We start from the raw sequence: 15172 nt of genomic DNA, 5'->3' as shown, positions 1-15172 counted from the left end.
CTTCACGGCCCTGTCTTGTTCGACCGATTTTGACACGAAAAACGGCCCGCAGGCGCATCCTGCGGGCCGTCGATCATGCGCCTCGATGTGCGCCGGCTCAGCCGCCGTAGCTGCGCCCGCCGCCGCCGAAACCGCCGCGCGAAACGACCGTCGTGCGGCTTTGAACCCGCGTCGGCGCCTGGCGCGCCACATCGCCATGCTCACGGGCGTTGGTGATGGTGCGACCGGTGCGATAGTCGCGGTAGGTGTAGCCGCCGCCGTAGCCATTCGAATAGCGGTCCTGGCGGTCGCGATACAGCGGGCCGCCGCCGCGATAGCCGCCGCCGTTCAGCAGCTGGCCGACGACGAAACCGGCCAGCAGCGGCGTGAAGAAGGAGCCGCCGCCCTGATTGTTCGGCTGGCACTGCGACGGCCCCCACTGGCCCTCGCATTCCTCACGCGTGGCGTAGCGGGGCGCGGTCTTGGCGGCGTCTTCCTGGGCCTTGGCCAGGGCGGCGTCGCACTGGTCGTCGGGGATGTCGTTGGCGGTGCGGCATTCCTCCAGAGAGGCATAGGCCAAGGCAGGCACGGGCTCGGCCTGGGGCGCCGGAACGTCCGGAGCGCCGCAGGCTGCCAGCGAGAAGCTGGCGGTGGCCATCAGACTGCTGACGTGCAGCACGCGCGACCTCTTCAGCCGCCGCATGGTGGTGGTTTGGGGCAGGTCGCCCGGTTCCTTTTTGGGGTCGGTCATGGCGGTCACGACGTCATGCAGGCGGCGTTCAGCAAGCCGACGCAAATGGAGATGGAGGCCAGATAGACGGCCGCCGCGATCTCGCCCGCCTCGATGCGCGCCACCAGATTGCGGAACGCCATGCGGCTGATGGCCACGAAGACGACGATCTGGATGATGCCGGCCAGCAGGGCCCAGGCCGCGAACTCCATAAGGCTCACCGTATGCGACAGGGCGGAGGCCAGGGGCAGGACATAGCCGATCAAGGCCCCGCCCAGCGCGATGGCGGCGGCCGTATTGCCTTCGCGGATCAGCGTATGCTCGTGATACGGCGTGACCCACTGGTAGACGAGTTTGAACGCCAGGGTGAAGGCGCCGGCCGCCGCGAAGGCGATGATGAAGGCGATCGCCCCCTGCTGAAATATGAACCAGTCGAACATTCTGTCTGCCCTCGATGTGCACCCTCAGGCGCGGAACTCGGCCATTTCCAGTGGAATGCCGATCATGATTTCGTGCGTCGTCTCGCCGCCCTCGGGCTGTTGCTCCAGGGCGATCATCAATTCGCGCCCGTCCGCAAGCTCCCGCGCATACAGCATGCAGGTCTGGAAGATCTTGGCATAGGGCGTGGTCGCGGCCCGGTCGTCCCAGATCGTCTCCCACAGGGTGACCGGCGGCTGGATCGCATCGCTCTCGGCGAACCAGAAGCGCGGATAGTCGGGCAGTTCCTCGGCCGCCCCATGAAACACCGGCGCCGACAGCCGGTCGCGCCAGATCCGGCGCTCGCGCTCGCCTGGCGGATAGGCCGAGGTCCAGGGGATGAACAGGCTGAAGTCATAGGATTCCAGCCCCGCCTCGTCGTCGCTCATGGCCTGAAGCATGACGTGGTCGTCGGTATAGAAGCGATGCACGAACTGGCCGCTGTCCAGGCTGACCAGACCCTGGGCCGAAATGTCCAGCACGTCCCGATCCAGAACGAAGTGGGTCTCACCGCCCAGCCGGCGCCAGGCCAGCGGGTCCAGCGACACGGTGCGGCCCACGGTGATATTGCGCACCGTCGCCAGCTTGGAGGCGGGTTCTGCCTTGTCCGACGATCCGAAGAGTTTCTTGAACATCGTTACGCGTTTCCGGCCAGGCGGGCCTGATCCAGCCGGGCCGACGAAACATAGAACAGGCGGTCGCCGGCCTCCACGGCCGTTTCCGCTGACGGGTTGAAACGCGGCGCATCAACGCCCTGCGGCTGGTGCGCCAGCAGGGTCGCACGATGCTGGAGCAGCCCTTGGGTCAGCGTGCCGACCGATCGCGCCGCCCCCTGCCATTTCAGGCTGAACAGGGTGGCGCTTTCATCCAGTTGGCTGGTCAGGGCGCTGATGACCTGACTGGAGCCAGGATCACGCGCCGAGCGCGCCAGCATCTCCGGACCGGACGACAGGACGATCTCAACATGCGGGCAGTGCTGAGCCAGAAGCCGCGCGCTGTCGGCGTCTTCGAAGAAGCAGACGATATGCGCCGTTTTCGGCGCCACGGCGGACGCCGCCAGGGTCGCGGTCAAGGTGTCGGAATCAGTGTCGGCGTACACGAGGATCCGGCTTGCCGTCGCCGCTCCGGCGCGAGCCAAGCCTTCGGAGGACGTCAGGCTCTCGCTCTGGACGTACCGGACCCGCGGATCCAGATCGGCGATGACCTGGCGCGTCATCAGGACCAGGGTCTGGGTCGTGTTCAACTCAGCGCACAACTCCCCGATCATCTTGGCCGTTCGGGTCGGGTGATAGCCGATGAGAATGATCGTGTCGGTCATCTTGGAATAGTCTCCCTTTCCGGCTCGTCGCGCACGCCAGATGTCGCCGATGGCCCCCAGCACCTTGGCCACCACAGTGGTGAAGGCCGCAATGGCGCCGGGAAAGATCCAGATCGCGGTGACCAGACGCCCTGCGACGCCTTGCGGGCTAAGATCGCCATAACCTACGGTATAGGCCGTTGTCGCGTACCAGTAGATGAAGGTTACAGGCGGATGAAGCTCAGTCTCTCCCGCCAAGGCCAGCAGGAGCCAGGACGAAACCGCGTGAAACAGGATCAGCCCGGTCAGCATCCGCCAGTGCATATCGGCCATGGCGTGAAACGCCCGGTCGAAGATCAGCGCCAGTTTCATCCTCGGCAGCAGCATGCCATCCCCTTCTTCAAGGCCACCTGACCGCAGACCCCTAGGCGAAGTCAAGCGTTCATGTTACGCGTTTCATGAAACATGCCCTCAGCCGCTCCGCCCTCCTCCGCCGCCAATGATCGCATTCGTGCGTGGCGACAGGCGCGTCGGGCGGCCGGCATGGTGAAGCTGGAGCTCTGGGTGCCCGAATCTGCTCGCGACGATGTGAAGGCTGCTGTCCGCGCCATCGTCACGGATTCCACCCGCGGCCCCCGGCTTGCTGCTCAGCGCCTTGCCGGCCGCTCGCGCCGCCCCACTTCTGATCCCACCACCCCTGGAGACGAACACCCTATGGACGCCGTGATCGAAACACCCTGGACCGTGCCCGCCATCAAGGCGGCGCTGGACGAGTCGGCCCTGCTGCGTGAAGGGGAAATGACCCTGCGCGTGCTTGAGGGGGCGGACCCCGTGCTGCTGGCCACCATGCACGAATACGGCGACCTGCCGGTCTATCTCAGCGTCGGCGGCGCCCAGATCGTCTGTTCGGTCCTGCTGTGGCCCGTGTCGGAACAGGCTGACCGCCACGCCTTCAACGAGTTCCTGCTGAAGGCCCAGCGCGTGGTGCCCCTGTCCAACTTCGCCATTACCAACGTCGGCGGTGAAGACGTGTATGAGCTGATGGGCGAACTGTCGTGCAAGACGACCTTGCAGACCATCCTCATCGAACTGCGCACCCTGGCCGAGAATGCGATCGACGCCACCGAACTGCGTGAAACCTTCGGCGCCGAAGCCGCCTGATCCGGAGACCCGACCATGTCCATGCTCAGAAAACTCTCCGCCCTGTTCCGCGGTTCGGCCCATGACGCCGCCCAGGGCGTCGTCGACGCCAATGCGCTGAAGATCCTCGACCAAGAAATCCGCGACGCCGACAACGCCCAGGGCAAGGCCCGCGACGACCTGGCCGGCCTGGTGGCCCGCCGCCGCATGGCCGAGAACGAAATGGCCAGCTTCCGGGACCAGATCGCCAAATACGAAAGCTCGGCCCGTTCGGCCCTGGGCCAGGGCAAGACCGACCTCGCCCGCGAAGTCGCCGGCCGCATCGCCGAGCTGGAGGTCGAGATCACCAGCCGTGGCCCGCTGATCGAGGACATGAAGACGGCCGAAACGCGCCTGCGCACCGCCATCGCCTCGACCGACCAGAAGATCGAGACGCTTCGTCGCGAGATCGACATCGTCAAGGTCAACGACTCCGTCCAGCGCGCCCAGACCTCGGTCGCCCTGAACTCGGCCGGCGCCCAGTCGCGCATCGGCTCGGCGGCGGACAGCCTGCAACGCATCAAGCAACGCCAGGCCATCCAGGAAGAAAAACTGAACGCCAGCCAGGCCCTGGAAGACCGCCGCACCGGCGCCGACCTGGACGCCAAGCTGCGCGAAGCCGGCATCCTGCCCGGCCATTCGTCGGCCGACGACGTTCTGGCCCGCCTCAGCCAGCCGGACGTGACCGTGGTCACGCCGCGCATCGGCCAATCGACCCCCGACAAGGACCCGGCCTGAACCATGGAGCGTCTGCGCTTCGATCCCCGCACCGACTGGGACGCCAAGGCCGAAGAACTCGGCTTCACCTGGCGCCATACCGACGGCAAACCCTATTGGGACGAGACGGCGGCCTACGCCTTCTCGCTGCCCGAGATCGAGAACGGGATCGAAGCGCCGACCGAAGAACTGCACGGCCTGTGTCTGGAACTGGTCAATGAGGCCGTTCAGTCCGAGCGGCTGATGGAGCAGCTCGATATTCCCGAGACCATGCGGGACTACGTCGCCGCCAGCTGGAAACGGGGCGACCCGTCCCTCTATGGCCGGTTCGACTTCGCCTATGACGGCTCGGGCCCGGCCAAGCTGTACGAATACAACGCCGACACTCCGACCAGCATCTATGAGACGGCGGTGTTCCAGTGGCTGTGGCTGGAGGACCAGATCGCGGCCGGCGCCCTGCCCGCCGACGCCGACCAGTTCAACAGCCTGCACGAGAAGCTGGTCGACCGCTTCCGCGCCATCTTCCCCAACGGCGGCTTTGTCCATTTCGCCTCCGACGCTGAGTTCGTAGAGGACCGCCAGACCGTGCGCTTCCTCGAAGACCTGGCGCGTCAGGCCGGGCTGGAGCCTCAGTTCGTCGCCATCGACCAGATCGGCCTGAACGCTGACGGCCGGTTCGTGGACCACGAGAACTGGATCATCCAGGCGATGTTCAAACTCTACCCTTGGGAGCAGATGCTGCGCGACGAATACGCCGCCCCCCTGCCCACCGCCGACGTGACGGTGCTGGAGCCGGCGTGGAAGAGCATCCTGTCCAACAAGGCCATCCTGCCCCTGCTGTGGGAACGGCACAAAGGCCATCCCAATCTGCTGGAGTCCTATTTCGAGGGCGATCCGGCCGAAAGCGCCCTGGGCGCCTCCTATGTCCGCAAGCCCCTGTTCTCGCGCGAGGGCGACAATGTCGAACTGATCGACCAGGGGCTCAGCGCAGCCGAGGTCGTGGACGGCGGCTATGGCGAGGGGCGCTACATCCGCCAGGCCCTTTGCAATCCGCCCCTGTTCGACGGCAACCACGTCATCGTCGGCTCCTGGGTCGTGGGAACCGAGCCCGCCGGCATCAGCCTGCGCGAGGACACGGGCCGCATCACCCGCAACTCCTCGCGCTTCGTGCCGCATTTCATCCGCCCGTGACGCCCCGACCTACTTGCGAGTCGTTCCCAACTAGATTAGCTCCAGCCTCAGTAACCCGAGGCGTTTTGATGACCGAAGTCGATACTAGCCGCGCCAGGCGTCTGAAGGCGGCGACCCATGGCGTTCATGACGGACTGGACCAGGCGATCATGAAGGCCGAACCCTTCGCCAGCCGGGACGCCTATGCGGACTTTCTGCGGGTCCAGCAGTTGTTCCACCGCGACATCGCCGCCCTCTACGACACGCCCGAGCTGGCGACGAAGATTCCCGATCTGGCTGACCGCCGCCGTTACCAGCAAGTCCGCGCGGACTTGGCTGATCTCGAGGCCGCCCCCGCCCCGGAAGGCGAACACCCCCGGTTTGAACCCGGCGAACCGGTGGACGCGCCCACAGCCCTGGGCTGGCTCTATGTGGCCGAGGGATCGAACCTGGGCGCCGCCTTCCTGCTGAAGGCCGCCGCAGGCCTGGGCCTGTCGGCAGAATTCGGCGCCCGACATCTGGCCGCCTCGCCCGAGGGCCGCGCCAACCACTGGCGCAGCTTCACCGCCGCCCTCGACGTCCTCGACCTGACGGTGGATGAGGAAGCGCGGGTCATGGCCGGCGCCTCCGCCGCCTTCAGCCGCGTGCGCGGCCTAGTCGACCGGACCTTCTGGCCCGGAACCGCCGCCGCCTGATCAGAACCAGGCGTCCTGCATCGCCAGGGTGGTGTCGTCCTTGCTGACCAGCAGGTCCAGCATCGGCCCGATCTTGGGAAGTTCCCAGCGGAAGAAGTAGCGGGCGGCCTGGCGCTTGCCATCGTAGAAGTCGCCGCTCTTACCCGCCGCCGCCAGCGCCTGCTCCAGCCAGATCCAGGCCAGAACCGCATGACCCACGGCCTCCAGATAGGTCGAGGCGTTGGCCAGGGCCCGCTCGGGATCGCCGTCCCGCCACACCGTCGCTGTCGCCTCGCCGATCTGGCCCATGGCCTGGGCTAGGGCCTCGCCATAGGGGGTGAGATCAGGATCAGCTGACGCCCGCGCCACCGTGGCCATCACCGTCTCGCCCAGTAGTTTCAGGCCCGAGCCGCCGTCCATGATCGCCTTGCGACCCAGCAGGTCCAGCCCCTGGATCCCGTGCGTCCCCTCGTGGATCGGGTTCAGCCGGTTGTCGCGATAGAACTGCTCGACCGGATAGTCGCGGGTATAGCCGTATCCGCCCAGCACCTGGATCGCCAGGCTGTTGCCTTCCAGGCACCATTGCGACGGCCAGCTCTTGGCGATGGGGGTCAGCATGTCCAGCAGCCGCCCGGCCCGCTCCCGCTCGGCCGTGTCCTCGGCCGTCGTCTGGTCGTCAGTCAGCCGCGCGCAATACAGGTTCAGCCCCAGCGCCCCCTCGGCATAGGACTTCTGCGCCAACAGCATGCGGCGCACATCGGCGTGCTGGATGATCGGGACGGGCGGACTGGCGGGGTCCTTGGCCGACAGGGGCCGTCCCTGCGGCCGGCCGCGCGCATAGTCCAGGGCGTGCAGATAGCCGGTATAGCCCAGGGCCGCCGCGCCGGCCCCGACGCCGATCCGCGCCTCGTTCATCATGTGGAACATGGCGGCCAGCCCCTGATGCGGCGCCCCGACCAGCCAGCCGACCGCGCCCCCCTGCCCGCCCGGCGCATGCCGCCCCTCGCCGAAGTTCAGCAGGGTGTTGGTCGTGCCGCGATAGCCCATCTTGTGGTTCAGCCCGGCCAGGACGACGTCGTTGCGCTCGCCCGGCGCGCCGGCCTCGTCCAAGAGGTGTTTGGGAACCACGAACAGCGAAATCCCCTTCACCCCCGCCGGCGCGCCTTCCATCCGCGCCAGCACCATATGGACGATGGTTTCCGACAGGTCGTGATCCCCGCCCGAGATCCACATCTTCGATCCGAACAGCCGATAGCTGCCGTCTCCTTGCGCAACCGCGCGGGTGCGGATGTCGCCCAGCGACGAGCCTGCCTGGGGCTCCGACAGACACATGGTGCCGAAGAACCGTCCCTCCAGCATCGGCCGCACATAGGCGTCGATCTGCGCGGTCGTGCCATGGGTCTTCAGCAGATTGGCCGCCCCGATGGTCAGGAAGGGATAGGCAGCCGTGCCGACATTGGCCGCCTGGAACCAGGCGAACCCGGCGCGCTCGATCACATTCGGCAGTTGCAGCCCGCCCAGCTCGTAGTCCTGAGACGCCGAGAACAGGCCCGCCTCGCGGAACGCCGCCAGGGCCTGGGCCACCTCGGGGATCATCGTCACCCGCTCGCCGTCGAACGTCGGCTCGTTCTGATCGGCCTTGCGATTGTGCGGCGCGAACATATGCGTCGCAAGCTGGGCGCAGGTATCCAGCACCCCGTCGAACGACACCCGATCATGATCCGCGAACCGCGCCCGCCGCGTCAGCCGCTCGACCTCCAGCCATTCGTACAGAATGAAATCCAGATCGCGCCGGGACAGGATCAGCGAGGCGTCGGACATGCGAAGGCTCCGGAGACGCCGCCTTACGGCGACACCCCGCCAGCCTAGGTCGCTGTCCTTAAGGCGGCAAGCGCGCGCTCAGCCGACGCCCTGTTCCGCGACCAGATGCTGCAGCACCCGCTTCTCCAGCACCAGCAGGGCGCCGGCGCCATTGGTGCGCATCACCAGCCCCGCCGCCAGCGGCCTGACGGCCTGATGCACGGCCCCCGCCAGACGCACGAAGTCGGGTCGCGCCCGCCCGCTGACGCCGTGCAGCGCGCACAGCTGGCGCCAATCCTGGACGAAGCCCGCCAACGCCGCCCGGAACCGATCGGCGCGCGCCTGGGCTTCGACGCTGTCGATGGCGGGCGTCAGTTCTTGACACAGATCGTCCACCAGCCACTGCACCTCCGCCGCCGGCATGATGGCGAACCTCTGGTCGGCCTCTGTCAACAATTGAGGCCGTGCGGCGGGATCCCAGCCCACCGTCCGCCACTGATCGCGCGGCGGCGTCTTCCCACAGGCGAACTGCCAGAACGACGCCGTGCCCGTGGTGTCGGCGACCAGGTGAATCCGTTCTGCCTCCGACCTGTTCTCCACATGGTGCCGGCGCCAGTTGTCGAAGATCCAGGCCTCGCCCGCCCCCATGTGCACGGCCTCGCCGTCGCAATGGAAACGCACCTCGGGCCGTGTGAAGACCGGGATGTGCAGCCTGACCCGCGTATGCCAGTGATAGTTGATGTCGGCATGTTCCGGCACGCCGGCGCCGGCCGCCAGCCGCATCAGCCGCGACCGGCTCCACACTACGCCGAAGCCCGCCAGCACCTGACGCAGATAGGGCATCTGCTCCAGCCATCGGGTCGGCGCCATCTGCCCGTGAACCGTATCCGTTTCCGCCCCGCCGGCGCTGATCAGGCGCGCCGCGCTGTTGCCGTGCACGCGATCCGGATGCGGCCCCCACGCCTCGTTCGGCAGGGCCGCAACCTCGGCCTGCAGACGCTCGACGTCGAACAGGACCGGAAGCTGATAGAAGGGCTGCGACAGTCGCATGGGGTCAGTCCCTGTAACGGATCAAGGCGTCGCCCAGCGCGGTCTGAAGCGGCGCGAGCCAGGGTTCGTAGTTGCGCCACTGCGCCAGGCCGTCGCGGCTGATCGGTCGCCGCACCTGTTCGGAACTGGGCGTGCGCACGCTGCGCCGGGTCTGATGGAAGTCCAGACAGGCCGGTTCGAACGCCAGTCCGCAATGCTCCAGCATCCGCCGCACCCCGCCCTCGAGGTCCTCGACCAGATCCTCGTACTGGACCCTCAGCACGCGTCCCGGCAGCACTTCGTCCCAATGCCGCATCAGGTCCAGATAGCTACGGTAATAGCGGGCGATGTGGTCGATATCGTAGGTGAATTCCTGATTGGTCGTGCCGAACAGCTGTTTCAGATTGCTGAAGCAGCAGGCCATGGGTTCGCGCCGCACATCGATGATCTTCGCCTTCGGGAGGATCAGATGAATCAGGCCGATATGCCAGAAATTGTTCGGCATCTTGTCGATGAAGAAGGGCCGACCTTCCCGGCGATAGGTTCGCGTCTCGGCAAGAAAACGCTCGCCCAAAGAGCGCGTTTCCGCCGCCGACAGCTGAAGCGCCCCCTCCGGCCGCACGGGCAGACCGCAATCCGGATCACGCCCGAACAGTTCGCCGGCGTAGCGACCGATCTCCGTCAGCTCCTGCGTCCCCTCGACCTGGGAATGCGAAGCCAAGATCTGTTCGATCAGAGTCGATCCCGAACGCGGCAACCCCAGAACGAAGATGGGATCGGCGTCCGGCGAGCCCCAGTCGGCGCGGTTGGCGAACACCTCGGCCGTCAACGCCTGGGCGGTGCGGACGGCGCAGGCCTCGGCGACCTCGGGCCTGTACCGGCCCAGCGAACGCCGGACCCCGTTGCCCTGGGCGTACCAACGCCACGAACCGGCATAATCCGCCCGATCCTCCAGCGCCTTGCCCAGGGCGAAGGCCAGATAGACCCGGTCCATCTCCTGCAGGTCCCGCCGCGCCGCCGCGGCCTTGAGCCGCTCAATGTCAGCATCAGAGAAGCTGTGGGTCTTCAGATTGGCCAGGCTGAACCAGGCCACGCCATAGTCGGGCCGCGCGGCCAGGGCGGCGCGATAGTCGGCCACCGCTTCCCCCAGCCGACCCGTGACCTTCAGGGCGTTCGCACGCCACAGCCTCAGCTCCGCCGTCTCGGCGCCGACCACGGGCGCCCCGTCCAGCAGCCGCCGATAAATCTCGATCACCGGCTCATAGTCGCCCAGGGCGACGCAGGCGGCGGCGAACAGTTTCAGATAGTCTCGCCGTTCCGGTTCTCGCTCCAGCAGCCGCTCCGCCTCGCGCCGCGCCGCCTGCGGCTTCTGCCGCTGCAACAGCATCATGGCGTAGTCGAAGCGCGCGGCGTCATAATCCGGCGCGGTTTCCAGCACGCCCTCCAGCAGGGCCTGCGCCTCGTCCGAGGCGCCGGAGGCCTCGCGGATACGCGCCAGCAGACGCAAGGCCCCCGCCGATGGCCCCTGGCGATCCAGGACATCACGGATGACCGTCTCGGCCGCCGTCAGATCGCCATCGGCCAACAGACTGTCCGCCGCCACGATCTCCGGCGGCAGACGCCTCAGCATCGCCAGCCTCTGCGCCGCGCCGTCGGCCGGCACGGCCTCGCCCCGCATCCGGTGCAGCTGTTCCAGCATGTCCCAGCTGGCCGGCAGGCTGGGGTTCAGCCGAACCGCTTCTCGCAACGCCTCCAGCGCCGCCGTCGCATCGCCCATCACGACATGACAATGGCCGCGTTCCTGAAGCCCCCGGCTGAACCGAGGATACAGGGCCTGCAACCGGTCCAGCACCGCTAGCGCCTCGGGCGCGCGACGCGCGACGCGCAGGTCTCTCGCCCGGCGCAACAGGTCATCGCGTTGCGTCGCCCCGCCGTCGATCTCAGCCGCCGCCGTCATCGCAGCGCGCCGACCGCCAGCAGCGGCGCCAGCCAGTCCGGATCCGGCTGGTCCGCGTCATAGTATTCGAAAATCAGATGAATACGGTCGGTGGCGCCGCCGTTGCGCACCCAGTGCGGGCCCAGATTATTGACCTCCACCGCCTCTCCAACCGGGAACCTGTGCTCCTGCCCGCCGAAGAAGGAGACGACTTCAGAATTGGTCGTAATCGGCACATGGATCTTGTGCGGCCACTTGGCGGCCGGATTGGCGTCGATATGCGGATGGATCACGCCCCCCGCCGGCATCCGGGCCAGCATCACGCGCGGAAAGACGCCGCGTCCATAGCCATAGGCCTGAACCGCCTGCCCCAGCACCGGCTCCAGCAGCGCGCGCCACGCCGCCCAGAGCGAACGATCGTGCGAACCTCGCCAGTCGCGCGGACTGTCGACGAACCGGAACACGATATGCCGGGTCTGATCCAGCACCTCGAACTTATTCGGCTTGCTGTGGTTTTCCGCATCCCAGACGGCTTCCGGAATCTCCAGCACGGCGGCGTGCAGGGCGCCGATATCGACCGTCCCCAACCTGCGGATCGTCGCGGTCTTTCGCGGATTGGCGGCGGGCGCGACGGTCATGGCGATCACCTCAGCCCTTCGAACGAATAGCCGAACAGGTCGATGTCCTGGGCATAGCGGGCCGCGACGCCGTCGATCAGTTCCTGATCATAATAGATCCGATACTCCTCACGACGGGTGCCGTTCACGCGATCCAACGGGCGCGAGGGAATGCCGATACGAGCGCACAGGGCGTCATACGACGCCTGCATCTCCTCCACCCGCCCGAACTGATCGGTCAGCAGGGTCTTGCCGTCCTCGTCCACCAGCAGGGAGGACTGGGGCTGAAACAGGATGTGCTGCTCCGGCGGCTGCTGGAACAGGAAGTGTCGCATCACGTCGCGCGGGCGGCGCTGGAAGACGTCGCCGTCCCGCAGCATGAAGGCGCAGTAGGAGACGAAACGGTCGAACGGATTGCGCACGAAGGCGAACTTGAAATAGTCGGCGAAGGCCTCTTCGCCGACGTAGGGCCGGATTTGCCGCAAGGACAGGTGGCCGTGGCGGATCGCCGCCAGATCTTCCCAGGGAAAGCGCTTGTCGATGAACAACCCCACCTGTTCCAGGTCCTCATCCCCCATATCCTCGCGCAGGGCGCGGCGCACGGCATGGGTGCCGGTCTTGGGCACGGCGGCGAAGATGAACCGGTGGCGGTGGGAAACGATCATGCTTCTGGAATCCAGAAAAGGGCGCCCCGCCCCCTACGGGAGCGGAGCGCCCAGCCTAGTCTAAGCCTCGGATCAGAACTTGTAGGTCAGGCCGGCCGTATAGGTCGTTCCGCTCTGGTTCTGATTGTACAGGTACTCGTTCTGACCCCAGAACTGGGTGTCCTTTTCGTTCGTCAGATTGACCGCGTCCAGCGTCAGCTGCAGCGACTCGGTGATGTTGAAGAAGGCTGCGGCGTCGACATAGGTGCCGCCCTCGAAGCCGCGCGTGCTGGCGCTCATGACGCTGTCGTTGCGACCCGAATACCACTTGTCACGGTGGTTCAGCGAAGCACGCGCGCCCCAGTTGTCCGTCTCGTAGTAGACCGTGGCGTTGTAGCTGGTCTTGGAGATGCCGGTCAGCGCGTCGTCGGCGTCCACATAGGTGTAGTTCGCGACAACGCCCAGATTGTCGAACGGCGCCGGCAAGAAGGACAGCTGGCTTTGCGCGGCCAGTTCCAGACCGGTCAGCTGCTTTTTGCCTTCCACGTTCACCGGCATTGAGAACTCGGTGACAATCGTCGAGGCCGTCGCGCCGGGTATCGTCGAGAAGGGCACGCCCGTCTCGCTGAACGGGACGTTCTCAAGCGTCACCGATCCGATGAAGTTCTTGATGTCCTTGTGGAAGACGCTGGCCGACATCAGGCCCACATCGCCGAAATAGTATTCGACGGCGAAGTCCAGGGTGGTGTCCTTGTACGGCTCCAGGTTCGGGTTGCCGCGCGACGCGGTGATCTCGCCGGAGTCCGGATCCTGGAAGGCGCTGCCTTCCGCCGCCATTGAGCTGAGGCCCGGACGGTTCAGATTCTGGGTCGCGGAGAAGCGGACCAGCAGTTCCGGCGTCACTTCCAGGACCGAGTTCATGGCCGGCAGAACGCCGTCATAGCCGCCCTCAACGTCGGTCGTGCCCAGATAAGCGTAGCTGTCCCCCTGGATCCAGCCGGTGCTGTGGGTGTCGGTTTTGTAGCCGCGCAGGCCGATATTGCCTCGGAAGCGCCGCCCGGCCAGATCGCTGTCCCAGTCAGCCTGAACAAAGCCCGACAGGGTCTCTTCGGTCGTCTCGTAGACGTTCTCGATGTCCTGCAGCGCGCCGCCGGTGCCGTCCTTGTTCGGCTCCAGACGGTGGTACTCGTTGTACTTGGCGAAGGCCTTGTCGTAGTCCCCGACCAGCCACGATCCGAAAGCGTTGGTGAACACCGAGGTGACGTCGTTGGCGGCCGTGCCGCGCATCTTCGACCGCGTGCCGTTGACGTTGTCGTCGTAAAAGATGTCGATGCCTTCCTGACGGAACTTGTGGTAGGCGACGCCGGCGCGCAGCGTCCAGGTATCGTTCAGTTCGTACCGCGCGTTCAGCTCACCCTCGTGCAGTTCCGATTCATTGCTGAAGGCGCGGTAGTAGAACGAGTCCATCGCGTAGTTGGCCGGATTGGTCGGGTCCCAGTTCGGATATTCGAACGAGGCGGACTGGCCGTTCTCGCCATAGTTGGCGATCAGATTGCCTTTGGCGCGCATATACAGCTTGTCGTCATACGGCGTGTCATAGGTCGACTTTTCCCAACCCACGTGACCGTCGAACTTCAGACGGTCCGACATCTCCCACTCGCCGGTCAGCGCAACCTGGTTGAACTCGTTCTCGTTCAGCGACCGGCGATGCTCGCTGCCGAAGGTCGTGCCCGTGACGTCGGTCATGGTGACGTAGTTGTCGCTGTCCCAGGTCAAGTCATTGATGACCGAAGCCGACTGGAAGATCGACGGCCAGACGCCGCCCGCAGCGGTGTCGAAGGCGACCGAGCCCGTCGAGGACAGAGGACGGGTGGCGAGGTGATACTCGTCACGGCGCGTCGTGAACTCACCGTGCAGGACGTCCAGGGTCAGCTCCATGCCGTCCATCGGACGCCACTGAACCGCCGCCGTCAGACCCAGCCGCTCTTGCTCGGCGTTCCAGGACGAGATGCGGTTGCCGTCGGCGAAATACAGATCGCCGGACAGGAACTTGGCCTGCTCGGCGGCGGACAGGCCGGAGATGTTCAAGCCCTTGGTCACCAAGCCCTGCAGCGTCGCGGCGCTCGGCTTGGAGTAGTTATAGGTGTTGTGCCCCTGCTCCGTCGTCTCGCGCTTGCTGTAGGCGGCCGAGAAGGAGACGCCGAACACATTGTCCCAGTTCTGGGTGAACAGGGCGGCGATGCGCGGCTGGGTGTCCTCGGTATATTCGTTGGTCCCGACCTTCAATGACAGAGCGCCGTCGGCGCCCGTGCCGTAATCAAAGGGCTTGCCGGTGAACAGGCCGACCGTGCCGGCCATGCCACCCTCTTTCTGCGCCGCTTCAAAGGTCTTCTCAACCTCGACCCGCGAGAACAGTTCCGAGGCGAAGATGTTGAAATCGAACGCGCGGTCGCGCGAGCGCTGGCCGCGGCTGTCCTGAGCCGAGTCGACGTTCCCCAGCACTTCCATGCCGTTCAGCTGAACCCGGGCAAAGTCCGGACCGAGACCCCGCAGCGATATCCGACGGCCCTCGCCCGCTTCACGGTTGATCTGCACGCCGGGCAGGCGTTGCAGCGACTCCGCCAGATTGAGGTCCGGGAACTTGGCCATGTCCTCGGCCACGATGGCGTCGACCTGGATGACCGAGTCCTGCTTGATCGCGCGTGCGTCGCTCAGCGACTTGCGGAAACCGGTGACGATGACTTCGTCCACCTCGGCGGCCGGCGCCTCCTGGGCGAAGGCTGCAGACGCGCTGACGCCGGCGACCGCCGCCGACACCGTCGCCAACAGCACCTTCTTGAGGTTCGGGCCCATGCCCCGAACGGGATATTGCTTCGACATAATCGTGTCCCCCGACAAACTGGTGTGAACCAAGCGGCTCGGT

Annotated in this window: 14 protein-coding genes; 4 read left to right on the top strand and 10 right to left on the bottom strand. The window is 66.1% G+C overall.

Translation table 11 applies throughout. From position 1 onward, the window contains the following. Positions 1-97: 97 nt before the first annotated feature. The 4 genes from ACW170_RS10580 to ACW170_RS10565 are packed head-to-tail and all read right to left on the bottom strand — an operon-like array spanning position 98 to position 2870. On the bottom strand, positions 98-730 hold the full coding sequence (locus ACW170_RS10580; protein WP_492086651.1) for a DUF1190 domain-containing protein: 633 nt from the start codon (positions 728-730) through the stop codon (positions 98-100). 5 nt (positions 731-735) lie between these two features. Next, positions 736-1149 (bottom strand): DUF350 domain-containing protein, encoded by a 414-nt coding sequence (locus tag ACW170_RS10575; protein ID WP_492086650.1) that lies wholly within the window; start codon positions 1147-1149, stop codon positions 736-738. Positions 1150-1173: 24 nt separating this feature from the next. Next, a complete protein-coding gene (locus tag ACW170_RS10570) occupies positions 1174-1821 on the bottom strand; it encodes a DUF2491 family protein (RefSeq protein WP_492086649.1) in 648 nt (215 codons plus the stop codon). A 2-nt stretch (positions 1822-1823) separates the two neighbouring features. Then, complete coding sequence (locus ACW170_RS10565) at positions 1824-2870, bottom strand: ion channel (RefSeq protein ID WP_492086648.1); 1047 nt, start codon at positions 2868-2870, stop codon at positions 1824-1826. Positions 2871-2948: 78 nt separating this feature from the next. On the opposite strand from ACW170_RS10565, the gene ACW170_RS10560 reads away from it, so the two are divergent. The 4 genes from ACW170_RS10560 (at position 2949) to ACW170_RS10545 (ending at position 6244) form a co-directional block, all read left to right on the top strand. Further along, positions 2949-3644 (top strand): YjfI family protein, encoded by a 696-nt coding sequence (locus ACW170_RS10560; protein WP_492086647.1) that lies wholly within the window; start codon positions 2949-2951, stop codon positions 3642-3644. A gap of 15 nt (positions 3645-3659) precedes the next feature. Further along, positions 3660-4400: a PspA/IM30 family protein gene (locus ACW170_RS10555; RefSeq protein ID WP_035305458.1), complete on the top strand. Its 741-nt coding sequence runs from the start codon at positions 3660-3662 to the stop codon at positions 4398-4400. Positions 4401-4403: 3 nt separating this feature from the next. Continuing rightward, positions 4404-5570, top strand: coding sequence for a glutathionylspermidine synthase family protein (locus tag ACW170_RS10550; RefSeq protein WP_492086646.1), 1167 nt, complete (start codon positions 4404-4406; stop codon positions 5568-5570). A gap of 68 nt (positions 5571-5638) precedes the next feature. After that, a complete protein-coding gene (locus ACW170_RS10545) occupies positions 5639-6244 on the top strand; it encodes a biliverdin-producing heme oxygenase (RefSeq protein WP_492086645.1) in 606 nt (201 codons plus the stop codon). Here ACW170_RS10545 and ACW170_RS10540 read toward each other — a convergent pair whose 3' ends face one another. The 6 genes from ACW170_RS10540 to ACW170_RS10515 form a co-directional block, all read right to left on the bottom strand. Next, entirely contained in the window at positions 6245-8044 is a 1800-nt protein-coding gene (locus ACW170_RS10540) for an acyl-CoA dehydrogenase (protein WP_492086644.1), read from the bottom strand. It abuts the gene before it with no gap. Between the two features lie 78 nt (positions 8045-8122). After that, a complete protein-coding gene (locus ACW170_RS10535; protein ID WP_492086643.1) occupies positions 8123-9073 on the bottom strand; it encodes an aspartyl/asparaginyl beta-hydroxylase domain-containing protein in 951 nt (316 codons plus the stop codon). 4 nt (positions 9074-9077) lie between these two features. Next, positions 9078-11009, bottom strand: coding sequence for a sulfotransferase (locus tag ACW170_RS10530; protein WP_492086642.1), 1932 nt, complete (start codon positions 11007-11009; stop codon positions 9078-9080). Next, positions 11006-11626 carry an aspartyl/asparaginyl beta-hydroxylase domain-containing protein gene (locus ACW170_RS10525; RefSeq protein ID WP_492086641.1) on the bottom strand — a complete coding sequence of 207 codons (621 nt, stop codon included), beginning with the start codon at positions 11624-11626 and terminating at the stop codon, positions 11006-11008. Before ACW170_RS10525 ends, ACW170_RS10530 begins: the two co-directional genes overlap by 4 nt. A 5-nt stretch (positions 11627-11631) precedes the next feature. Continuing rightward, on the bottom strand, positions 11632-12270 hold the full coding sequence (locus tag ACW170_RS10520) for a sulfotransferase family 2 domain-containing protein (protein WP_492086640.1): 639 nt from the start codon (positions 12268-12270) through the stop codon (positions 11632-11634). Between the two features lie 72 nt (positions 12271-12342). Beyond that, on the bottom strand, positions 12343-15129 hold the full coding sequence (locus ACW170_RS10515) for a TonB-dependent receptor (RefSeq protein WP_492086639.1): 2787 nt from the start codon (positions 15127-15129) through the stop codon (positions 12343-12345). Positions 15130-15172: the final 43 nt, after the last annotated feature.

This window comes from Brevundimonas sp. FV2ps16 (assembly GCF_058681075.1).
Note: the sequence above shows the minus strand (reverse complement) of the source record. Positions and strands in the feature narration are given on the sequence as shown.